The organism is Gordonia effusa NBRC 100432, assembly GCF_000241305.1.
GTDB classification, from domain to species: Bacteria; Actinomycetota; Actinomycetes; order Mycobacteriales; family Mycobacteriaceae; genus Gordonia; species Gordonia effusa.
This window is the reverse complement of record NZ_BAEH01000018.1, coordinates 83,920-106,256: the sequence shown is the minus strand read 5'-3', so window position 1 is coordinate 106,256 and position 22,337 is coordinate 83,920. Positions and strand designations below refer to the sequence as shown.

The 22,337-nt window shown below is 61.4% G+C and carries 23 protein-coding genes; 9 read left to right on the top strand and 14 right to left on the bottom strand.

The window, feature by feature from the left end:
- Position 1: 1 nt before the first annotated feature.
- From GOEFS_RS02990 to GOEFS_RS02955, 8 genes are all read right to left on the bottom strand, one after another.
- Positions 2-1,660 (bottom strand): ABC transporter family substrate-binding protein, encoded by a 1,659-nt coding sequence (locus tag GOEFS_RS02990; RefSeq protein WP_007316396.1) that lies wholly within the window; start codon positions 1,658-1,660, stop codon positions 2-4.
- Complete coding sequence (locus GOEFS_RS02985; protein WP_007316395.1) at positions 1,657-3,759, bottom strand: dipeptide ABC transporter ATP-binding protein; 2,103 nt, start codon at positions 3,757-3,759, stop codon at positions 1,657-1,659. The genes GOEFS_RS02990 and GOEFS_RS02985 overlap by 4 nt, the downstream gene beginning before the upstream one ends.
- Positions 3,756-4,682: an ABC transporter permease gene (locus GOEFS_RS02980; RefSeq protein WP_007316394.1), complete on the bottom strand. Its 927-nt coding sequence runs from the start codon at positions 4,680-4,682 to the stop codon at positions 3,756-3,758. The genes GOEFS_RS02985 and GOEFS_RS02980 overlap by 4 nt, the downstream gene beginning before the upstream one ends.
- The gene (locus tag GOEFS_RS02975; RefSeq protein ID WP_007316393.1) at positions 4,682-5,680 is read right to left on the bottom strand and encodes an ABC transporter permease; all 999 of its coding nucleotides are present in this window, start codon (positions 5,678-5,680) and stop codon (positions 4,682-4,684) included. The genes GOEFS_RS02980 and GOEFS_RS02975 overlap by 1 nt, the downstream gene beginning before the upstream one ends.
- 149 nt (positions 5,681-5,829) lie before the next feature.
- Complete coding sequence (locus tag GOEFS_RS02970) at positions 5,830-6,210, bottom strand: SHOCT domain-containing protein (protein ID WP_007316392.1); 381 nt, start codon at positions 6,208-6,210, stop codon at positions 5,830-5,832.
- Positions 6,211-6,314: 104 nt separating this feature from the next.
- Complete coding sequence (egtD, locus tag GOEFS_RS02965) at positions 6,315-7,262, bottom strand: L-histidine N(alpha)-methyltransferase (RefSeq protein ID WP_007316391.1); 948 nt, start codon at positions 7,260-7,262, stop codon at positions 6,315-6,317.
- Positions 7,259-8,512, bottom strand: coding sequence for an ergothioneine biosynthesis protein EgtB (egtB, locus tag GOEFS_RS02960; RefSeq protein WP_007316390.1), 1,254 nt, complete (start codon positions 8,510-8,512; stop codon positions 7,259-7,261). The genes egtD and egtB overlap by 4 nt, the downstream gene beginning before the upstream one ends.
- Before the next feature lie 74 nt (positions 8,513-8,586).
- The gene (locus tag GOEFS_RS02955; RefSeq protein WP_007316389.1) at positions 8,587-9,171 is read right to left on the bottom strand and encodes a TetR/AcrR family transcriptional regulator; all 585 of its coding nucleotides are present in this window, start codon (positions 9,169-9,171) and stop codon (positions 8,587-8,589) included.
- A gap of 149 nt (positions 9,172-9,320) precedes the next feature.
- Here GOEFS_RS02955 and GOEFS_RS02950 point away from each other — a divergent pair, with 149 nt between their 5' ends.
- The gene (locus GOEFS_RS02950) at positions 9,321-10,262 is read left to right on the top strand and encodes an oxygenase MpaB family protein (protein WP_007316388.1); all 942 of its coding nucleotides are present in this window, start codon (positions 9,321-9,323) and stop codon (positions 10,260-10,262) included.
- A gap of 31 nt (positions 10,263-10,293) precedes the next feature.
- Positions 10,294-11,010, top strand: coding sequence for a Clp protease N-terminal domain-containing protein (locus GOEFS_RS02945; RefSeq protein WP_007316387.1), 717 nt, complete (start codon positions 10,294-10,296; stop codon positions 11,008-11,010).
- Between the two features lie 5 nt (positions 11,011-11,015).
- Here GOEFS_RS02945 and GOEFS_RS02940 read toward each other — a convergent pair whose 3' ends face one another.
- Positions 11,016-11,411 (bottom strand): DUF5709 domain-containing protein, encoded by a 396-nt coding sequence (locus tag GOEFS_RS02940; RefSeq protein WP_007316386.1) that lies wholly within the window; start codon positions 11,409-11,411, stop codon positions 11,016-11,018.
- An 87-nt stretch (positions 11,412-11,498) separates the two neighbouring features.
- Here GOEFS_RS02940 and GOEFS_RS02935 point away from each other — a divergent pair, with 87 nt between their 5' ends.
- The gene (locus GOEFS_RS02935; RefSeq protein WP_007316385.1) at positions 11,499-12,053 is read left to right on the top strand and encodes a hypothetical protein; all 555 of its coding nucleotides are present in this window, start codon (positions 11,499-11,501) and stop codon (positions 12,051-12,053) included.
- On the opposite strand, the gene GOEFS_RS02930 is transcribed toward GOEFS_RS02935, so the two are convergent.
- On the bottom strand, positions 12,042-12,647 hold the full coding sequence (locus GOEFS_RS02930; RefSeq protein ID WP_050949755.1) for an HdeD family acid-resistance protein: 606 nt from the start codon (positions 12,645-12,647) through the stop codon (positions 12,042-12,044). The genes GOEFS_RS02935 and GOEFS_RS02930 overlap by 12 nt on opposite strands.
- A 77-nt stretch (positions 12,648-12,724) precedes the next feature.
- On the opposite strand from GOEFS_RS02930, the gene GOEFS_RS02925 reads away from it, so the two are divergent.
- Positions 12,725-13,570, top strand: coding sequence for an acyl-CoA thioesterase domain-containing protein (locus GOEFS_RS02925; protein ID WP_007316383.1), 846 nt, complete (start codon positions 12,725-12,727; stop codon positions 13,568-13,570).
- A gap of 82 nt (positions 13,571-13,652) precedes the next feature.
- On the top strand, positions 13,653-14,720 hold the full coding sequence (locus tag GOEFS_RS02920) for a glycoside hydrolase family 183 protein (protein ID WP_007316382.1): 1,068 nt from the start codon (positions 13,653-13,655) through the stop codon (positions 14,718-14,720).
- 103 nt (positions 14,721-14,823) lie between these two features.
- Here GOEFS_RS02920 and GOEFS_RS02915 read toward each other — a convergent pair whose 3' ends face one another.
- Together GOEFS_RS02915 and GOEFS_RS22300 are read right to left on the bottom strand one after the other, a co-directional pair.
- Positions 14,824-15,435 carry a DUF305 domain-containing protein gene (locus tag GOEFS_RS02915; RefSeq protein ID WP_007316381.1) on the bottom strand — a complete coding sequence of 204 codons (612 nt, stop codon included), beginning with the start codon at positions 15,433-15,435 and terminating at the stop codon, positions 14,824-14,826.
- A 93-nt stretch (positions 15,436-15,528) separates the two neighbouring features.
- Positions 15,529-15,957, bottom strand: coding sequence for a hypothetical protein (locus GOEFS_RS22300; RefSeq protein WP_138917858.1), 429 nt, complete (start codon positions 15,955-15,957; stop codon positions 15,529-15,531).
- A gap of 61 nt (positions 15,958-16,018) precedes the next feature.
- Here GOEFS_RS22300 and GOEFS_RS02905 point away from each other — a divergent pair, with 61 nt between their 5' ends.
- From GOEFS_RS02905 to GOEFS_RS02895, 3 genes are all read left to right on the top strand, one after another.
- Positions 16,019-16,234 (top strand): hypothetical protein, encoded by a 216-nt coding sequence (locus tag GOEFS_RS02905; protein WP_007316379.1) that lies wholly within the window; start codon positions 16,019-16,021, stop codon positions 16,232-16,234.
- Between the two features lie 20 nt (positions 16,235-16,254).
- Positions 16,255-17,031, top strand: a complete 777-nt coding sequence (locus GOEFS_RS02900; RefSeq protein ID WP_007316378.1) for a deoxyribonuclease IV — start codon at positions 16,255-16,257, stop codon at positions 17,029-17,031.
- Between the two features lie 144 nt (positions 17,032-17,175).
- Positions 17,176-19,011 (top strand): acyl-CoA dehydrogenase, encoded by a 1,836-nt coding sequence (locus tag GOEFS_RS02895; RefSeq protein WP_007316377.1) that lies wholly within the window; start codon positions 17,176-17,178, stop codon positions 19,009-19,011.
- A 106-nt stretch (positions 19,012-19,117) separates the two neighbouring features.
- On the opposite strand, the gene GOEFS_RS02890 is transcribed toward GOEFS_RS02895, so the two are convergent.
- Positions 19,118-20,356, bottom strand: a complete 1,239-nt coding sequence (locus tag GOEFS_RS02890; protein WP_007316376.1) for a type II toxin-antitoxin system HipA family toxin — start codon at positions 20,354-20,356, stop codon at positions 19,118-19,120.
- Positions 20,353-20,652 carry a helix-turn-helix domain-containing protein gene (locus GOEFS_RS02885; RefSeq protein ID WP_007316375.1) on the bottom strand — a complete coding sequence of 100 codons (300 nt, stop codon included), beginning with the start codon at positions 20,650-20,652 and terminating at the stop codon, positions 20,353-20,355. Before GOEFS_RS02885 ends, GOEFS_RS02890 begins: the two co-directional genes overlap by 4 nt.
- Before the next feature lie 197 nt (positions 20,653-20,849).
- On the opposite strand from GOEFS_RS02885, the gene GOEFS_RS02880 reads away from it, so the two are divergent.
- Entirely contained in the window at positions 20,850-22,292 is a 1,443-nt protein-coding gene (locus GOEFS_RS02880; protein ID WP_007316374.1) for an HNH endonuclease signature motif containing protein, read from the top strand.
- The last annotated feature ends 45 nt before the right edge of the window (positions 22,293-22,337 follow it).

Here is a 22,337-nt window from a genome sequence, read left to right as displayed (position 1 = left end):
GCTACTTCTGCCAGCCGACGTCTTCGACCGGGCCGACGTAAAACAATCCAGCGCCATAGTTGGCGAGGCCGTGTTTCACCGCAACCATCTGCGGTCCATTGAATAGCGGGAGATCCGAGTATTGCGCGAAAGCCTTGCGCTCCAATAGGTTGCCAGCCTTGATCTGTTCAGCCGGATCCGCTATCGCGGCGACTCGGGCAATCTCCGCATCAAGCTCAGTCGATCCGGCTCCAGCCTTATTCAGCTGGGACCCCTTACACCACACCTGGCAGAAATAGGCCATGCCGTAGGGATCGCCGGAGGAAAAGCCCATCAGAAAGACGTCAAACTCCTTGTTGATAATCACTCTTGAGAAGTCGGAGCTGGGGCGTACGACGAGATCCAGATTAATGCCGATCTGCTTGAGCATCGCCTGCAGTGCCCGAGCGACATTCGTGATCACCGGAGAATCGCCGAGTAGCGGGAGCGTCAGCTTCAGTTCCTTGCCGTCCTTGCGCCGAATCTCGCCGTCTTCCGGTCGCCACCCGGCTTCATCGAGCAGTGCCCGCGCTTTGACCTGATCGTAGGTAATGGAAGGAGTGACGTTGTCGGTGTATCCCGGCTGGAACGGGTACATCACCAGCGACCCCGGCAAGGGCTCACTATAGTTCAGCCCGGTAAATCTGATGCGCGCCAACGTCTCTCGATCGACGCCGCGTAATAGAGCCTCACGTACACGACGATCGCCGAGAATGTCCGCGTCCAAATTGACCACCATCAAGGCCTTTTGCGGCGTGGCAGACGTTCGGATATCGACCTTGGGCATCGTAAGCACCCGCGCACGACTGTCCTTTGTTGAGACGCCGATGGCGTCCAATTCGCCGTTACTGAACGCGTTGATCGAAGCCACGTCCTCCATTTGCCGAAACACGCGTCGATCTAGCTTGCCGGGTTTGCCCCACCACTTGGGATTCCGTGCGAACACGACGATGCCAGCGTGAACGTCGTAGGAGGACACGATATACGGTCCCGCGCCCCATTCATTGTGCGGCGCTTGCAGATACGCCTTGTTGAACAAGTCCGGCGTATTCACCTTCGGATGAACCAGCATATTGAATAGGCCATTCGGCCACGCCCACACGCCATTGAAACGAACTACCGCCTGACGGTCGTCGACGCCTCGGGTCACCGAAGCGATCTGGTTATAGCCGTCCGACGAGCTGACTACGTAATTCGGGTCGACGCCGCGGTTGGTCAGCCAGGTGTTGACGAACGCCCGCCAATCGATGGGAGTTCCATCGTTGTACCGCGCCTTGGGATTGATCGTGTAGGTCACCCGCGTGTTGCCATCGACCAGGTCGGTCTGCACATCGGTCAGATAGTCACGGTTGAATGAGTACTCCCCGTCCGGGGCGAAATAGGCCAACATCGGGTTGTACCAGCGCCACAGTGTCTGCGTGTAGGCGGATCCGTCGGCGTGGAAAGTATTCCACTGCGGGCTCACCTCATCGATCGCGGTTGTCAGGCTACCGCCATCACGCACATTCTCCCTCGGCTGGAAATTCATCTGCGGCTCGGTACTCGTGGTGCTGCCGCCGCCACTAAGGTCGACGCCACAACCTGCCACGAGTGCAGCACTGGTCGCCAGTGCAACGACCAGGATCAGCCACCGCGCTCTCATACCGGAGCCTCCTGTTCCGTACCACCCAAATCAGCGGCTAACTCGTGAGCCGCGAAGTGGCAGGCATACGCGTGACTTCCGTTGGCCAGCATAAGTTCTGGCGCCTCATCCCGGCACCGCGACTGCTCCGTGGGGCCGAGCTTCGCGAACAAAGGACAGCGCCCAGCAAATGAGCACCCCTCCACCGCATCTCCGTCGCCGGCTACTTCGCCCCGCAGCAGAATCGGTCGGCGTTCCCGCTGCGCCGCCGGGTCAGGTACCGGCACGGCCGACAATAGTGCTCGCGTGTACGGATGCGATGGCGTGCTGAAAACTTCTGCAGCGGTGCCGGTTTCGACGAATAGCCCACGGTACATGACCGCGATTCGATCGGCGATATGCGCGACGACAGCTAGATCGTGCGCGACCAACAGGAATGCGACGCCGGTTTCGCGTTGCAAGTCCCCGAGCAGATTCACCACCCCCGCCTGCACCGAGACGTCCAGCGCCGACAGCGGCTCGTCGAGTACGACAAGTTTCGGTCCCAGCGCCAATGCGCGCGCTATCGCGATACGCTGCCGCTGGCCACCGGAGAATGCCGTCGGAAAGCGGTCAGCGTGCGCCGCGTCAAGCCCGACCTTGGCCATCAGATCACCGACTCGACGTGACGTCTCCGCCTTGCTTATTCCCAACGCGCGCAGGGGCTCAGCAATGATGTCATAGGCGGTGAAACGCGGGTCCAATGCCTGCGCGGGGTCCTGGAAAACCATCGCCAGGCTGCGACGCAGACCGCGTCGCTCCCTTCCGGTCAGTGTCGCGGGGTCGATACCGTCGAGGCTCATCACTCCAACCGGCTGATCGAGATCAACGAGTTCGGTCAGAGTTGTCGTCTTTCCACTGCCCGACTCACCGACGATCGCAAAGGTCTCGCCCGCCCTCACCTCGAAACTCACGCCGGCCACCGCGGCCACGGTGCCCACCCGCCTTTTCAGCAGCCCCGAGGTGAGCGGAAACTCGCGTCGCAGCCCGCTGACCGCGAGGACAGGTGAGGGCAAGCCCTTGCTAACCCGTTCCGGCATAACAGTTTTGGTCGACTCGTCGCCGGACGGAAAAATCGGCCTGCCATCGATGAGCCCCTGGCCGTCGATCTCGTTCGACCGGACACATGCCGCCAAATGCCCCTCCTCCACCGGGGCCAGAGCCGGCTCGCCCGCGGTACAGGAGTCGATGGCAAGAGGGCAACGCGGCTCGAATTGGCACCGGTCCACGACGTCGATCAAGATTGGCGGCGTGCCTTCTACCGGCGTCAATGGTTCACCGCTGCCGAGGTTTTGGAGATCCACTCGCGGCATCGCCCCCAGCAGGCCGACGGTATAGGGCATACGTGGCCGCGCGAATAGGTCGTCAACTCCGGCACGCTCGACGATCCGCCCGCCATACATCACGGCGACCTCGTCCGCCGTTGTGGCGACGACGCCAAGATCGTGGGTGATCAGCACAAGTGCTGCGCCAGTTTCGATTTGGGCAGTTTTCAGAAGCGTCAGAATCTGCGCGGCAATGGTGACGTCGAGCGCGGTCGTAGGCTCGTCGGCGATGATCACTTCGGGATCGTTGGCGATGGCCATCGCGATCATCACGCGCTGACGCATACCGCCGGACAATTCGTGCGGATACGACCGGGCGCGGCGACCGGAATCGGGAATTCCGACCAGATCGAGTAGCTCCTGTGCGCGTTGCCACGCCGCGGATTTGGATATCGACTGATGAATCCGTACGGCCTCTACCAACTGCGCGCCGACCGTATACACCGGAGTCAGTGACGACAGCGGATCTTGGAAAATCATCGAAATCCGTTGTCCGCGAATACGAGACAAATCCTTGTCGCTACGTCCTAGAAGCTCTTCACCAGCCAACCGGACCGATCCTGACACCTGCGCGGCATCGGGCAATAATCCCATCACCGACATCGCGGTTACCGATTTCCCCGATCCGGATTCGCCGACGATTGCCAGGGTTCGGCCGGCCTCCACGTCAAGAGAGACTCCTCGCACCGCCTGGACTGCTCCGGCTTCACTGTCGAAGTCGACGCGTAGGTCACTGATAGTCAGCACGGGGGTCATACCTGGCCCTCCGTCTCGGTCCGGTCGGTTCGTCGCCGGCGCGGTCGCCGAGCGGCGTTGGGGTCCAACGCATCTCGTAGTCCGTCGGCCAGCAATGTCATCGAGACCGTCAGTAAGGTCAATACCCCGGCCGGAAAGTAGAACAGCCACGGCGATGCCGCCAGTGCTCCAGCGCCCGACTGCAGCAGCGCGCCAAGAGTGACGTCGGGGATCTTGACGCCCAGCCCCAAGAAGGAAAGTCCAGTCTCGGCAAGCACTGTTGCGACCACACCTAACGCGAAGTTGATCACCAAAAGCGAGCCGAGATTCGGGATGATGTGGCGGATCACGATAACCCACGGCGACTCACCCAGATATCTTGCGGCAGTGACGTAATCCCGACTACGGATCGACTCGGCCAACGAGAATATGACGCGCGCCAGCATCATCCAGCCGGTCAGGGTGAGCACCACGATAAGCCAGCGCCAGTCGCCGCCGGTTTTGTTCGAGATCAGGGCGAGGATCAGAAAGGTCGGCACCACAAGCAGTAGATAGCAGGTGCCCAGTACGACTCGCTGCACCCAGCCGCCGAAGTATGCAGCCAGGCAACCGATTACGGCGGCCAACGTGGTGGTTCCCAACGCGACGGACAGTCCGATGATCAACGATCGACCGAGCCCATGCACCACTTGCGCGTACAGGTCGTTCCCGGCGTCATTGGTGCCGAACCAATGGCCGCTCCCAGGCGGAAAGCCGATCGCGAGAAAGTCGGTGTCGGTGTAGCTGTATTGGGTGAATAGCCCGCCGAAAAGAGCGAAGAGCATCAGCAGGGCGAATACGACCAAACCCAGTAGGGCAGAACGATTACGTGCGAAGCGGCGGGCGAACAGCCGCAGCCGCCCCGACGGACGCGTCGCCACCGGTGTTAGGTCAAGTGCCGACATTACGACAGACCTCCTTTGGATATGCGAACGCGCGGATCGAGATACACCACGACGACATCGGCCAGAATCGCTCCGACCGCGGTCGCGACCGCCCCGAAGGCGGCCACCGCCACCGCCCCGTAGACGTCGTTGTTACCGATCGACGTGACGAAGTAACGCCCCATCCCCTCCCAGCCGAAAATCGTCTCGGTGATGACCGCGCCGGTAAAGACCGCGGGCACCGCGAACGCGACACCGACGGCCACCGGAATGATCGCGGTGCGCAACGCGTGACGCCGCACGGCTTTGCCCCGAGTGAGTCCCTTGGCGCGAGCAGTCCGGACAAAGTCGGCATTAATGTTGTCCAACAACAATGTTCGCTGCAAGAAATGCAGTGACGCGTACTGCACGACAACGAGCGTGATCGTCGGCAACACGAGGTGAGCGATGCGATCACGCAACGTCGGCCAGAAGCCATGCACATCGATACTCGACGAGCCCGAGACGTAGAAAATCGTGTCGCCGGCTTGTTGGTTGATCGCGATGCCGATCAGCACGACGGCCAGGCCGGCAACGGCAACCGGCACATTGATCATCACGATGGAGACGAATTGCCATGCGCGGTCTGCCAATTTGTACTGCCGCAATGCGGTGTAGACGCCCAGCGCGATACCCAAGACCGTCGCGATCACGGTCGCACCGGCAACTAGCTGCACCGATGACCAGATTCGGAATGACACCTGGTCGTTCACGCTGACGCCAACCGGCGTCGAACCCCAATCCCAATGGAAAAGTATGCCCGACAACCAGTTCCACCATCTTTCGAAGAGCGGCGTCTTGTCGTTGAGATTGTAGGAACTGAGCGTCGTGTCGACGACTTGCTCGGGAAGCGGTGGGCGGCGGGCCGCATAGTTGGAGCGTGGGTCGAGGAACGCCGTCGCCAAGAAGAACGCGAGATTGGTCGCGATGAAGACGAGCACCGCCCACGACGCCACGCGTTTGGCGACATATGCGATCACGGCGGGCTCCTGCGGGTGTGACGAATTGACCCGACCCCTCGACAGACGGTCGTGGGCTGGCGCACCCGCCGTGAGATCTTGCCGAGACAATAGCAGCGGGCGCCCGCCACCGTGTGGTGACAGGCGCCCGGCCGCGAAAGTCAGTTAGGTCAACTCAACGCTTTGGCCTTCAACGCGTCGAACTCCTCCTGATTAATCGCTCCAGAGTCGAGCAAACCCTTTGCTTCTGCTATCTGTTGCGACGGGCTGGTGCCCGCTACCGACTGGATATAGGCGTCAGACTGCTTCTTCGCATCGTCGAACGCCGCCCGCTGCCGTTCGGCCATTCCTTTGCCCTTGGCGAGCAGGTACACGATGGCCGTCAGATACGGGAAGATGATGAGGAAGACGACCCACACCGCCTTGGCCCAGCCCGAGGAAGCCTTGTCGCGGAAGAGATCTCCGATGATGTGCCAGAGCACGATCAGGTAGGCGACGAACGCGAAAATAACGATCGTGTACCAGATGAAGTCCCAGAACGAATCCCACATAGTTCATGCTCCTTAGCTCGACTCGGCACGACGCCGCATCGTCACCGCCAATGCTCGCATGGCCGACGAGCGCTGTCCTCACCCGATTCGGACGATTTGCCGCTCTACCGGCGAGCCAGAATCACGGCGAAATCATCATGGGAATCGGTCCATACCGCCTCTTGCGAAAATCCGGCAGAGCGTAATTCCGCGCCAAGCGACTCGATGTCGAATTTCGTACTGATCTCGGTCAGTATCTCGGTACCGGCCGGGAGCCGCCAACTGCGGTCGAGCGCAGCGAAATACACCTCGATATCGCGCCGCGCCCGCAACCACATCTCGATACGGTGCTCAGCCGGATTCCACCGCGCCAGATGCGCGAAATCGTCTGGGTAGAGCCCAGTGGCATCCAGCGCGGTTCGCAGAACTTCGATGATATTTCGGTTGAAATCCGCGGTAACCCCGGCCTTGTCGTCATACGCGGCGACCAGACGCCCGGTGTCCTTAATGAGATCGGCGCCGAGCAGAAAGAAATCTCCCGGCACCAATCCGTCGGCGATACGTCCGAAGAATTCGGCTCGCCCGGCGGTATCGAAGTTGCCGATCGTCCCGCCCAGGAATATCGCGAGACGGGGCCCGTCCGCCGGCGGCAAGTCGAGCGGTTCGGTGAAATCCGCTAGCAGCGGTTCAACGCTGACAGTCGGATAGTCCAGTGAGAGGTCGTGGCTCGACTGCGTTAAGACCTCGGGACTGACGTCGATCGGCACATAGCGCAGCGAACGGGACTGGCTCGCGGCACGATGGGCGAACGCGGTCAGCAGTAGTCGCGATTTTGTCGATGTGCCAGAACCGAATTCGGCGACCATAGCAGCTTCGGTTCGTCGCGCGATGTCGACGCTGTGCGCGGCGAGAATCTCGGTCTCACGTCGGGTCGGGTAGTACTCGGGCAAGCGGGTGATCTCGTCGAAGAGTTTGCTGCCGCGTTCGTCGTAGAGCCATTTGGTGCCAACGGTCGGCGGATTGTTCCACAGTGTCGCGGCGTCGGCGGCTAGCCCCGCGTCGATTGTCGTCATCGCGCCAACCGCACGCCGCTGAACGCCCAGCGGGAGGCCGCCGGGAAGAAATTTCGGTAAGTGATGCGTTCATGCCCGCGCGGTGTCACCGCACCCGCACCACGCAGAACATGCTGGTCGGACATGAACTTTCCGTTGTACTCACCAACCGCGCCATTGGCCGGGGTGAAACCCGGATACGGCAGATACGCACTCGCCGTCCACTCCCACACATCGCCGACCATGGCATGGGCCGCGCGACTCGGGTGGCACCGTGCCGGATCGAGTAACTCGCCACGTAGCGGCTCCAGATCCCGTGCCGCGACTTCCCATTCGAATTCGGTGGGCAATCGCGCACCGGCCCAACGCGCGTACGCATCTGCTTCGTAGAACGAAATGTGGACTACCGCTTCGTCTAGCACGATCGGACGACGACCGGACAGCGTGAATGTCGTCGACGACGCGGGGTCGTCGGGGTTCAGGTCCCAGTATTCCGGTGCGTGCCAGCCTAATTCGTTGACGGCCGCCCAACCGTCGGAGAGCCACAAGTCCGGGCGTCGATATCCGTCATCGACGATGAACTCCAGCCAATCCTCATTGGTGACCGCACGCGAAGCGATCTCGCCACCCGGCAAGTAGACCGTATGGCGCGGCCCCTCGTTGTCATACGCGAAACCGTCACCGTCCGAACCAATCTCGGTCAGCCCTTGCTCGATTGCCCGCCAATGAATTTTTTCCGAGGATGACCGCGCCGCCGCACGCGATTCGATCGGCCGGTCGACGTAGGCCCGCGCGAACGCTTGTCGCGATAGCAGATGCTTGAAGTCCATGAGCAACAACTCCTGGTGTTGTTGCTCATGGTTACAGCCCAATTCGACTAGCGCGCAAGCAGATTCGTCAAGCTCACCCCGGAGTAATAGATCCGCCAGTGCCGCATCGACATGCTCACGGTAGCGAGTGATCTCCACCACGCCCGGTCGTGTGACGAGCCCGCGATCTGGCCGGGGATGCCGTGGCCCGACTGCCTCGTAGTAGCTGTTGAATAGGTAGCGGAAGGTTTCGTCGTAGACCGAGTACCCGGGTTGCCTCCGCAAGACGAACTCTTCGAAGAACCAAGTGACGTGTGCCCGATGCCATTTCACCGGACTGGCCGCGGTCATCGACTGCGGTGTTTGATCTTCGGCGGATAGGTTCGCGGTCAACTCGTCGGTCAACGAACGCACCGAGGTGAACGTGTCGAGAAGGGATTGCGGCGGTGCAACGGTGCTCATAGGACTCCCAGCATTGTCGGCCCGGATCGACGCCAAAATCCACCGTATGCGCTTATCCGCTCGCCGACAACCGATTACGAGTTGCTGCCACCAAACGACAACGCCAACGGCCTCAACGCGGTCGCGAACCGCTCCGGCGGATATTCCTCGGGCTGGGTGAGCGTCATCCGTGCGGCCCATTCCAACATCCCGACCAACATTTCGGCCGTGAGCATCGCATCGGCGTCGGGAAGGTGGGCGGCAACCGACTGGGCAAAGGTATCGACGATACGGAACCGGACGGCGTCGCGAGCTGCGTGGAACTCGACTGGCATCCCCGGTACCTGCATGACGATGCAGAACCAGCGGGCAGGTGCGGCACGAACGGATTGCAGGAATTGTGTCACCAAGTCGGCGAAGCCGGTACTCAATGCCACGGTAAGATCGGTATTGTCCCGCCCAGGGCTCAGTTCGGCGACCTGATGCGCCGCTGCCGCGCTCTCCCGCTCCAGCAATGCGGCCAGCAACTCCTCGCGATCAGCGAAGATGCCGTAGACAACCGGGCGAGTGACGCCCGCCTGAAGTGCAACACTGCCCATCGTCGCAGCACTGTGTCCCCGCGTCACCACGATCTCCAACGCGGCGTCGAGGAGCTGGTCCCGGCGCTCGGCTTCTGGCATCCGCGCTGCGTATGGTCGCCTGCTTCCAGGTTTTACAGCCATCGCCGAATCCCCTCCCAAACCGATCTCTTGACTGTCACGAGTCAAAGCTACATGATTGTAGTAATTTCCTACAAATATGTAGCAAGAGTCCCAGAAAGGGCATCCCCATGAACGCATCGGCTCCGTCAGCTCATGTCCGGCCGCCGCTTCGCGCCAATAACTACGGCTTCTTTGGTCCCGACTCACCGTCGTGGAAGGTGTGGGCAGCACCGACGGCCTTGATCGGCTTCCAGCGGTCGGTGGTCTTGGAACATTTCGATCCGTTTTTGGCTGCCGCAGTTGCCAATTCACAAGGCATCTATCGCAAGCCGGCCGCCCGGCTGGACCACACTCTCGCCTACTTCCTGACGGTTGCGGTCGGCGACGGCGAGCGCGCAATGCTGGAATCCGAGCATCTGATGGGTATTCACGCGGCGATGACCGGCATCGAGCCGATCACCGGAAAACGATTTGCGGCCAACAACCCCGCATCGCAATTGTGGATTCACGTCACTGGCTGGCATTCGGTGCTCAAATGCTACGAGATGTTCGGCCCTGGCCCATTAAGTCCCGAGGAGGAGGCACAGTACTGGCGGGAATGCGTCATCGCCGCCGAGTTGCAGACCTGCAAACCGTCGGATGTACCAACCAGCCGCGACGAGGTTCGCGAGTACTACGCCCAGGTGCGTCCGCAGTTGTGCACCTCCGAAGTAGCCCGGCGCGGGATGCGTTACCTGCTGCGCACCGACTATCCGACCGCAGGCGCTAAGTTCTGGCTGGGCAGTCGCCTAATGGCCCCCGTCACCATCGCGACGCTACCGCAGTGGATGCGCACGTTAGGCGGGTTCAACCAGCCAGGCTTCATGGATCGAGCCGCCATTGTCGCCGCGAAAACTACCGTGATAGCGGCCCGCGAACCCCGGGTGAGAGAACTCGCAATCAGCACGATCGCCCCCCTGACCGCGAAAACATTGCGCGAGCACCGTCGCAGTGCACCACCGGCCGATCCGCGCGTCGTGACACCGGCCGAAATTCGCGACGCTAGAGCCGGAGCGTCAACCGCTAGTTGACGAAGTTCATGCGTCAACCTATGGTTGACGCATGACCGAAAAGAAGAACCTCACCAACGTCCGTCTCGGCGACCTCATCGACTCGATCCGCAAAATTCACGACGATCCGCTCGAACAACTATCCGACGCCGTGACCGCGGGCGAACACCTCGGCGAGGTCGCCGACGCACTGATCGGACACTTCGTCGATCAGGCGCGCCGCGCCGGCGCATCCTGGACCGCGATCGGCACCAGCATGGGAGTCAGTAAACAGGCCGCGCAGAAGCGGTTTGTCGGACAAACGCCGAGCGCACCCGACGACACCGCCTCAAATCCGTTCGCGCGCTTCACTCCTCGCGCTCGCAACGCAGTGGTGACCGCGCATAATCTAGCGGTTCGCGAATCGGCCGAATACGCCACACCGGCCCACCTGGCTCGCGGGGTTTTGGCCGAGGAGAAGTCGCTCGGCGTGCTCACACTCATCGCGCTCGGCGTCGATGTAGACACTGTGGCACAACAGCTTTCATCAGACGACGGCGGTCGGGACGCGGATGCGTCGACCGTCGTGCCCTATGACGACGCCGCCAAGAAAGTACTGGAAGACACGGTGCAACACGCGTTGCGACTTGGCCATAACTACGTCGGCACCGAGCACCTATTGATCGCGCTGTTCAGTGACCCGCAGATAGGAAAGATTTTGGAATCAGCAGGCCCACAAGCTGATTCCTTCGAGAAGGCAATACTCGACCAGCTACACGAGTTGAGCTGAGCCGACTACTCATCCCCTTCGTCGACATAGTGGACCGCGGCTTCCTCCGCAGAGGCCGCGGCCCCGTCGATTCCGACGTCGGAAGCGAGAAGTTCAGATTCGGTATCCTCGCCAGTGCCCTCGTCCGGTGCGACGAGTCGACCGGCACGCGCACCTGAGGCACCTTCAAGCGGCTCGACCGCGTCGAATTCGGTGACGTCGGGTTGTTCTTCGGCTAGTCGCTGATCGAGATTCTCCGGGCCGTCGAGCCGACCGTTGCGCGCCGCCCACGGTTCACGTTCGGGCGGCGAGTACCCCTCGTCGAGGACATCGTCGATGCCGTCGTCTACCAGGGTGTCTTCGGGCTGCAATTGATCATCGTCGTCGATGTCGTAGTCGGTGCCACCAATATCGTCGCTCATATAGCCAAGTCTGCCACGCAATCGGCCAGCATGACCGGTTGCGCGGAACCTCCTGCGAAACGCCGCTGGCCAGGTCAGAATGACACCATGATCGAAGAGATGCAGACCGACGCCGAGGAGTTCGAAGCCCACGGCGAATATGTGCACGCTCTTGCCGAATATTCGGTACTCCGGGAGATCCGCGGCCGGCGCGAAGGTCCGTACTCGCCGATGTACCTGGCCAATCTGCATTCCTGCGTGCGCTGTATGTACCACCTCGAGCTGTGGTCGGACAGCATGCCGCTCTGTAAAGAGCTGCACGGCAAGTACATTCGCACACATGGCCGAGCGCAAAGAGACACCGTCGACGTCGCGAAGCGGTGGGCGTGGGCCATGCTTCACATCGGCCAGCTACCACCCGCGCTGACGCTGTATCTGTCGACCGCGGATGCGTTGTGGGACAACGATCCCACCGCTGCCCGCAGACTCCTCGGCGCGGTCGCGGCCCATCGCGCCGACGTTAATCCGGCACCGCTGATCGACGCGGCCTCGCTCGCGCATTCACTCGATGTGGTGACGGCACTCAACGACCTCATTGGGTCGGTAGCCGCGGACGCGACATCGGCAAAAGCGGCGCTGACGGTGGACGGCCTAGCTTTGTAGCGGCGACCCGGCCGTTCCGCTCCCGTCGAGACCGGCCACGTCAACCTTCTTGGGAAGCGTGAAAAGGCTCGCGATACTCACGGCAATCAGCAGAATCGCACCTACCCATAGGAATGTTGCCAACGCGAGGCCTGGCATCGCAATCATCACCACGCCGGCGACTATCGAAATGATGCCGGACACCACCAGCAGCCACGTGGGCGAGTGTTTCGCACCGCTGCCGATCGCGAAAAGTTCCCCGATACCCTGCATCAGCCATCCGACGCCGATGAATATGGCGAGCAGGTAGAGCGATTCGGCGGGATGGAACAGCGCCACAATGCCAAGCACAAGGATGGCAATACCGAAGACACCCAACAGGATTCGCCATCCGGTAGACAAGAATGACGCCACCGCCGCCTGATAGATCCGCAGTAGTCCGGTTGCGATCAACGAGAGCCCGAACAGCGTCGCCGCAACGATGAGAGTTGCCTTGGGCCACACCAGAATCGCCACACCCAACGCGATTCCCAGCACAGCGGTCACGATGATCGTGGTACGAACCATATTGATCAACTCGCCCGGGTACTGTCTGACGTTGATTGCAAATGTCATAGGGGACAGCATAATCCCGCAGTCTTCTGCCCGCCCCGTCTACGACCAGTTTGCTATGACGATGCGATGATGGCGGAATGGCTCCCACCGCTTTCTTCGAACCGTCCGACGACGGCCGGTTATATCCGACGAGGTATTCCCACAGTTTGTGGGCGCCGAATACTCTGCACGGTCCGGCGGTATGCGGTGTCGCGGCCCGCCGGGCAGAGGCGGAATTCGGCCGCAATGGATTTCGTCCGGCGCGCTTCACCATTGACCTGTTCAAAGCCGCCCGCACGGACCCGACCGATACCGTCGGGCGGGTGGTCCGCGACGGTGGGCGGATCCGCGTGGTCGAAGTCGACGTAGTGCAGTATCGCGCCGACTCCCCCGAGCCGGTAACAGTCGGACGGTCGACCACGGTATTCGTGCGCGAGTCGACCAATCCGCCGGGCGAACGTTGGGAGCGACCCGCCGAGTATCCAACTGGGCCAGAAGTACCCGCTGACGACCTCCTCAGCTACTTCAGCAGAGCCGACGACGCCGATCCGGTGTGGTCGCATGACATGTCGCCGATGCAGGCGCCGGTCCGCAAACGACTGTGGACAGCTGGTGTTCCCATTGTCACGAACGAACCACTCACTCCATTCGTGCGTACGGTGATCGCGGCGGAATCAACCAGCCTGGTTGGAAACTGGGGCAGCGGCGGCATCGGGTTCATAAACTGCGACCTCACCGTCGTACTCGCCCGCCTGCCACATGATGGCCGGGTCATCGTGGAAACCGATTCGCATGTCGAGTTCGATGGTATTTCCACAAGTACGGCAAGCCTTTACGACGCTAGCGGGCAGTTCGCGACCGGCGCTGTTGTCGGCGTCAATAATGCGGCAGCGGAAATAGATTTCACCGTTGTGGATACCCGTGAAAGATATGCCGAAGGATAGTTTCAACGGCGGGTAAGGCCTCTACCGGAACTTGGTCACGACAATGTGTAGACCGAGACCATTCCTTGATAAGGTCCCTCGCATGGTCTCACGATTCGCCAGACTAAGGACAGCTGCCACGATCGCCACGATCAGTGCCGCGATGATGCTCGGAATGGCTTCCGCGCCATCCGCATCGGCAGCGCCGGGTGCCGCGGGTAAGGGGACGATCGTCGCGCGCCTCACCGGTCCGGGCGCGATCAACGACACCATCGGCAAGTACAACGTCTTCGGCACCGACCTTGGCGTGCTGTGGGACAACGGCCACGGCGAGATCATGGCGGCCTTCGGCGATACCCAGTCGATCAACGGTTGGTCGTGGCTGTACGGCGAAATGTTCTACTGGCGCTCCAACGTGCTGCTCAAGAGTCGCGACCACAACCTCGCGAACGGCATGACCTTTTCCGGTCACGTAGGACGGCCAGGTCACGCGAAGCGTCTACTCAAGCCAACCGCACGAGAAATCACCATCATCCCGACGGCCGGCGTCGCCGCCAACGGCAAGCAGTACATGTCGATCATGGCTGTTAACCACTGGGGCAATCCGGGTACCTGGAAGACCCGCTTCTCGGGCCTGGCGGTCTCGAGTAATAACGGTCGTGACTGGAAGGCTGTCAACGCTTTTCGGCCCAACGGTGGGGGTAACCGAAAATTCCAGATGAGCGCCTTCATGAAAGAGGGCGGTTATGTCTACATCTACGGCACCCCACCCGGCCGGGCCGGCGCCGTGTACCTGGCGCGCGTCCCCGAAGCCAAGATCGAGAACCTCGGCGCCTACGAATACTTCTCGTGGGGTAAATGGGTAAAGGGCAACACCGGTGCCGCGACTCCGGTGATGTCGGCGCCGACCGGCGAACTCTCGGTGGCCTACAACAAGTATCTGGGCAAGTACATCTCGCTGGCCACGCGGAACGGCGTCGTGCTGCGAACCGCGGATCGCCCGGAAGGACCCTGGACCAGCGGTCAAACCGTTGTGCCAGAGAATGATCCGTACTCCGGCTACGCGCCCTATATCCACCCCTGGTCACTAAGTAGCCCGACGTTGTACTTCACCTACTCGATCTCGCTGGGCTACCAGGTGTACCTGATGCGGCTGTCGCTGCGAAAGTAGTTGCCGACCAACACTTTTGACGAAGGGGCCCGCCTGATCGGCGGGCCCCTTCATTTTCTCCCGTCTGAGTTTGTGCCCGTTCGAGTTGCTATCCGTTCGAGCCCTACTGTCCGAGCAAAGCGGTCATCTGCTTTATCTCTGCCTGCTGCGCGACCTTGATCGCCGACGCCAGTTTTCGGGTATCGGGATCGGTTCCGTCGGTGAGCACGGCATTAGCCATCGTCACCGCGCCTTCGTGGTGACGCACCATCATCTGCAGCCAGAGTCGATCGAAGGCCGTGTCTCGTGCCGAGGTCAGTTGGGCCATCTCATCCTCGGATATCATTCCGGTCATTCGGTGCCCACCGTGTTCGGCCAGTTCGGTGGGTTGGCCCCACGCACGCAGTCGGGCGGTCATCTGATCGATCTCGGGTTGCTGCGCGGCCTTGATCGCCGACGCCAGTCGTCGGACTTTCTCATTGCTCGTTCTCGTGGCCACCAGCGCGGCCATCGTTACGGCCTGCGCGTGATGGGGGATCATCATCTGGTTGAACATCACATCCGCCGAATTATGTTGTGCGACTGACGAGGCCGGCAGCGATGTCGACGTAACCGACATCGGCGCCGAGGAATGGTCGGTATGAGTCGAATCCGTATCGGTGCCGCAGCCGGCGACCAGAATTGCCGCGCCACCGATTATGAGGGCAGCACGAATTGAATTGCGTTTGAAAGACATTGGTTTCCTTAAGCCAAAGGGGTGATTTTCTCGAATCGACGAAGCCGGTCGAACGAACGCCTAATTAGATCGACGCGTCCACCGGTGCGTCGATCAGCGCAATAACACCCCAAGGCTCAGGTGCGTCGCGATAGCCCAGGGCGGTGGCCGCCCAAGCACGACACGACGCGGAATCACCAAGCGTATGAATAGATCTCGCGGCCCGAAGACGGTCAGAACCAGGATCGCCAAGACTATGATCGCGGTAGCACCGGGCAGGACGAAGGTGCACGAGCCAGGCATGACGCAATCAGATGGCGCACTGGCCTTTTCGACAGTGCGGGCGTCGGCCACCGAAGTCATCGAGGCGCCATGATGGACGTCCATTGTGACGACGTCGGGCATCGCCGACTCCGCGTGGTGCATCGGCATGGCGCCGGCGCAGTGGCTGCCAAATGCCGAATGCATCAGGAATACCGCCCCCGCCGTCGCCAACAACAGCAGCAGCCGCGGCATCTGCGATCGCTGACGACGAAACCTCACGCCACAAGGGTAAGCGACATTAGGCTGGTGACACCGATCACACTCGCGGCAGGAGGCCAACGTGCCCAACCGGTATCTCAACTACGCGGGCCACAAATACTTCCTCAACAAGGAGGGAGAGGCCCGGCTCAACCGCACGCTGAACTCCGTCTACGGCGATCAAGCACAACGCCACCAGTGGCTGACGCTATATCCGGACACTTCGACACCATGCAGTCTGCTGATCGCTCAAGGAGTACCGATCAGTATCGAGACGGAATTATGCATCGACGATTGAGACCGCTTTAAGGTTGACGTATGCGCATTGGAGCACACCTTCGTGAAGACGCCAATCCCGTTGCAACGGCCGAGGAGCTGGGGATCGACATCTATCAGATGTTCGTCACCGACCCGCAGAGTTGGAAGAAGCCAGAATCCCATCCACACGCCGATGAGATTCGTAACTCGCCGATCGACGTCGTCGTGCATTCTAGCTATCAGATCAACGTCGCAAGCTTGAACAACCGGCTCCGCATGCCGTCGCGAAAAGCGGTCGAACAACAAGCGGCGGCCGCGGCTGAACTCGGCGCAATCGGGCTGGTGGTACACGGCGGACATCTGCGCGACGGCGAAGACTCGGCGAAAGGATTCGAGAACTGGGCCAAGCTCTTCGAACGCCAGGCCGACAAAGGCGGCTTCGGCGTTCCGATTTTGATCGAGAACACCGCGGGGGGCGATCATGCGATGGCGCGGACACTCGAATCAATCGAGCGACTCTGGGACGCGGTCGGCCACTTCGACGGCGTCGGCTTCTGCCTCGATACCTGCCATGCGTGGGCCGGCGGCGAAGATCTGGTCGGGCTGGTCGAGCGGGTGCGCGGCATAACCGGGCGCATCGACCTTATCCATCTAAACAATTCGCGCGACGAGTTCGATTCCGGACGTGACCGGCACGCGAATCTGGCATCGGGGCATATCGATCCCGACGTGCTCGTCGAGGTGGTTCGCAGCGCGCAGTCACCGGTCGTGCTGGAAACTCCCGCCGAAGGCGTCGCCGACGACCTGGCCTATCTGCGCGAAGTTCTCCCGGAGTGACTCACGCCACCTAGCGGTGTCAGCTTGTGCAGATCACAGCAGTACCGAGTTGTCTGATCTTTTCCGTGGGAGTATTCTGACCTTATTACTGGCGAGTAACATAGCTCGCCTGGGACTCAGCCCGCGAGTAAAGGAAAGCCAGATATGGGCCATTACAAGAGCAACGTACGCGATCTACAGTTCAACCTCTTCGAACTGTTCAACCTGGACAAGGTGCTCGAGACCGGCGAGTTCGGCGACTTGGACCATGACACCGCGCAAGAAATGCTGCGCGAGGTCAAGGCGCTCAGTGAAGGCCCGATCGCCGAGCCATTCGCGGAGATCGATCGCAATCCGCCGGTCTTCGACCCGGAAACCCACTCGGTCTCGATCGGCGAAGGTTTCAAGAAGGCAGTCGCGACCCTCGGGGAATCCGGATGGGCCATGACCGGTCTCCACGAGGAATTGGGTGGCATTCCGGTTCCGTCGACTCTCAAATGGGCCATCGGCGAGTTGTTGCTCGGCGCGCAACCCGCGGCCTTCATGTACATGGCCGGACCGTCGTTCGCGCAGGTCTTCTACAACAACGGCACTGACGAGCAGAAGAAATGGGCCCAGATCATCGCCGAGCGCGGCTGGGGCGCGACCATGGTCCTAACCGAGCCCGACGCCGGATCCGACGTCGGCGCCGGCCGCACCAAGGCCACCCAGCAGGAAGACGGCACCTGGCATATCGAGGGCGTGAAGCGGTTCATCACCTCGGCCGACGCCGACGACATGTTCGAGAACACCTTCCACCTCGTCCTGGCTCGTCCGGAGGGTGCCGGACCGGGCACCAAGGGCCTATCGCTGTTCTATGTGCCCAAGACGCACTTCGACTTCGAAACCCAGGAATTCGGCGAGCGCAACGGCGTCTTCGTCACCAATGTCGAGCACAAGATGGGCCTCAAGGCCTCGACCACGTGTGAGCTGTCTTTCGGTCTGCACGGCACTCCGGCCAAGGGCTGGCTCGTGGGTGAGATCCACAACGGTATTGCGCAGATGTTCGACGTCATCGAGCACGCACGCATGATGGTCGGCACCAAGGCCATCTCGACGCTGTCGACCGGTTACCTCAACGCACTCGAGTACGCCAAGGAGCGCGTCCAGGGTGCCGACCTCACTCAGATGACCGACAAGACCGCCCCGCGCGTCACCATCACCCATCATCCCGATGTGCGTCGCTCGTTGATGACCCAGAAGGCATACGCCGAGGGCCTGCGCGCGGTCTATCTCTACACCGCATCGCATCAGGACGCCGCCGCGGCCAAGATCGTCTCCGGCGCCGACGCCGACCTCGCGTTCAAGATCAACGACCTGCTGCTCCCGATCGTCAAGGGTGTCGGCTCCGAGCGTGCCTACGAAAAGCTCACCGAGTCGCTGCAGACTCTCGGTGGTTCGGGCTTCCTGCAGGATTACCCGATCGAGCAATACATCCGCGACTCCAAGATCGACTCGCTGTACGAGGGCACCACTGCCATTCAGGCGCAGGACTTCTTCTTCCGCAAGATCATTCGCGACAAGGGCCAGGCTCTGGCCCACGTCGCCGGCGAGATCTCGACCTTCATCGAATCCGACGCGGTCGACGGTCGCCTCAAGGGCGAGCGCGCGCTGCTGAAGACGGCACTCGAGGATGTCCAGGGAATGGCAGCGACGCTGACCGGCTTCCTGATGGGCGCCCAGGAGAACCCGAAGGAACTGTACAAAGTCGGACTCGGTTCGGTGCGCTTCCTGCTCGCCGTCGGCGATCTGCTCATCGGCTGGTTGCTGCTGCGTCAGGCCGAGATCGCGCTGGCCGCGCTCGACGGTGGCGCATCGGGCGACGACAAGGCCTTCTACGAAGGCAAGGTCGCGGTCGCGAGCTTCTTCGCGAAGAATATGCTGCCGCTGCTGACCTCTACCCGCGGCATCGTCGAGAACATCGACAATGACGTGATGGAGCTTGACGAAGCGGCATTCTGATCTGAATCCGCTTCAAAAGCTAAGAGCCACTTCGCGATTCGCGAGGTGGCTCTTTGCTTTTGGGGTATGCGGTTTCGGGCACAGCGGTTGAGGTGCTCGGCGTCGGTCAGCTGCCAGGGATTCGGCTGCTCAGCAACTCGACTCCGCCGTCGAATGTATCAGCGAATCGCCCAATCTCGTTTGACCCAATCCCGTTGTCCGCGGCGATATCTCGCCATGTCGCAACAGCGTCGGCAATATCGGCGACAAAAGAATCCCGCTGGTCTGAGGCGTCGAATAGTGGCGCGTACTCACACAAGTACTTAAACTCCTCCGCCGGCCCGCTGCCGCCAGCAACAGAAGTCATTCGCTGCCCAGGCGCAGGATTCGGATTGACGTCGAACAGTGGCGATAGCTGCCATCCTGTTGTCCCCCAAAGGAATCCATGGTTCCGCAGATGATCGTCGGTGTTGTGGATAGCAATCGAGAACGCGATCCGACGCCACAACTCACGAAGGTCGGTTGCAGCATTCACCACCATTTCCGGCATCGTCTCGGCCAGTTCCAGGTAATCGTGTCGTGACCCATCGGATGCCCGTAGTAATGTCATCGCGCTGATATACCCCACCCTTCGGTCGCCTTCCCGATCAAACCGTTTGACCAGCAAAACCGCCGAACCATCGACATCGATGAGCCGAGAATCTGGCGCGTTCAACCCCGCGCGCTTCGCGAGATCCAGCGCCACCTTCTCCCATCTGATCACCTCCCACTCATCCCCGGGGTGCGGAAATTTCGCGATGAAGAGCTGGCTTCCGTCAACGACTGCAGCTTTGGGGCGCGCGCCGCCCAATGATCCTGTCCCCGCGCCAAGCAAAGTCTTGACTGCCGCCAATTCATCCGGCCCGTGCCGCGCGACTACGTCGGCGGCACGCAACAACTCTGGCAGTCGAATCAACTTCGGGATGTCGACTGAATCGCCGCGGAAGGGGCCACTGACGTCTGTCTTGAAACGTAGCGCCCCCTGACGCGTCGCGTCGCTCACCCCGAGCAGAAAAGCCCGCTCATCGAGTTGCGGCAATGGGCCACCCACAGCTGCGGCTTCGGCTCGTAACTTTGCCGCGATTAGATTCCTCCCCCAGCGATCGGGGGCCGAGTCCGCGAAAGCGCCCGGGAGTTCGCCGTCGACCGGCCACGTCCCCGCACTGAGGTCCAACGTGGGGTCCAACGAGTAAGCGTCAGCCCGACGTACGTAGCCCGGGTTGTACCCGTAAGACGAAACGACGTGCCCACGTCGCACGGTGGAGTACAACTGACCGGCCTCGACGGGCTTGCCGGCCAATTCGACGTACGTATGGATGACGCTCACTGCCGCACCCGCTTTGGCAAAACCTCATCCGCTCGGGCTCGTCCACGATCGGTTTCGTAGGGGTCGGTGGCGCTGATCAGCGCATCGAGCACGCCAAGTACACGAGCGACCTTCAATATCGCTACGAAACTGACGCCCGCGTCGCCATTCTCAATCTTGCTCAATGTGCCACGCGCGACGTCGGCACGCTCGGCGACCTGCGCCGCGGTCAGTGATTGAAGTTTTCTCCAGGCAGCGAGTTGCTGCCCGATATCGTGCGCGGCGGACGTAACCCGGCGCGGCGTCGGACGTGGCATCGCCTCTCCTAAAGATCATAATCTCAATGTCTATCCCGTTTAGTGATCACAATTGTAGTCGTAAAATTCTTCTGGGACCATGCTTACGACCCACGATGTCAGCGTGGCGACGTCGGCATGCTCGGCCTTCGTGGGGTTGTCATACCGTCGCGCTAGTGTCGAGGAAATGGTTAACAGGATGGCCGGGGAGGGGCGTCGTGGAGGGTTCTGTTGGGTCGACGATGCCGGACGTCGCGGGGCTGTCGATAGCCGAACTGTATTCGCTCGCTGAAGCAACAATTGATCGTTTGGCCGAGGTGTCAACGACGTCGTTGTCGTCGAAAGATGTTGCCGGGCTTGCCTATACCCATGAGCTGGTTGCCCGCAAACTTACCGGCGTCGGCTACCAGCGGGTCCTCGACGTCGAAGAACGCAGCGCATACACCGTCGCCGGATACACCACCCTGAGCATGTTCCTGGCAGCCGGACTACGACTTGGCCGAAGCGCAGCCAACCGACGGCTCACCGCAGCTCGAGCCACCGGCGAACGCCGAGGCATCACCGGTGAAACACTGCCACCCAACCGACCAGCAACCGCCGAAGCCGTCGAGCAGGGCGCCATCTCCGAGGACCACATCACCGTCATCGAATCAGTCCTGGACAAACTCCCCTCCGCCGTCCCTCCCGACAGGGTCACCGCCGCCGAAACCCAACTCGCCGCCAACGCTTGCCTCCTGTCCCCCACCGACCTCGCCAAAGTGGGCGACCGTATCCTTGCCCACCTCGACCCCGATGGCACCCTCACCGACCATCGCGACCGGCAACGCCAACGCGGACTTACCTTGTCGCCACAGGATCGCCAACTGATGTCTTCGATGAAGGCCCACCTCACGCCCGCAGTGCGCGCGCAATTCGACACCATCCTCAACGCCTGGGCCGCCCCCGGCATGAACAACCCCGACGACCCAACCCCATTGTTCGGCGCTGTCGATGACCCCGACCTCGACCCACACGCCCTCGCCGACGCCAGAACCCGCGACATCCGCAGCCAAGCCCAACGCAACCACGACGCACTTGCCGCGATATGCCGATACGTGTTGGGCCACAAGGGACTCGGTGAACCACACCGACTGCCCACCGAACTGGTCATCACCACCAGCCTGTCCGAACTAGCCAGTCAGACCGGATTCGCGACCACCGCCACCGGCACCGACCTACCCATCGGAGACCTGATCGAACTCGCCGCAAATGCTCATCCCTGGCTCGAGGTATTCAAAGACCACACCCACGAAATCCTCCACCTTGGCCGAGCCAACCGATTCGCCTCCAAAGCCCAACGCCTCGCACTCTTCGGCCGCGACCGCGGCTGTACCAGCCCCAACTGCGACGTCCCGTTCTCCCGGACCCAAGCCCACCACGCCCCCGACTGGGCACTGGGCGGCGCCACCGACATCGACCACCTCGGCGCCGCCTGCGGAAAACACAACCGCGCCGTCGGCACCCAACCCGGCCACTGGGAAACAACCATCCTCACCCACGGCCCACACACCGGACGCATGGCCTGGCGACCGACCGGCAGTCACGACACCTGGCAGGTCAACCCCATCCACCACCCGCACCTCGCCGTCAAGCGCATCGAGACCGTCAGGCTCCAAACCTGAAGAGCCACAATCATATTCGTGAACACGTCCATCGTTCGACGGACA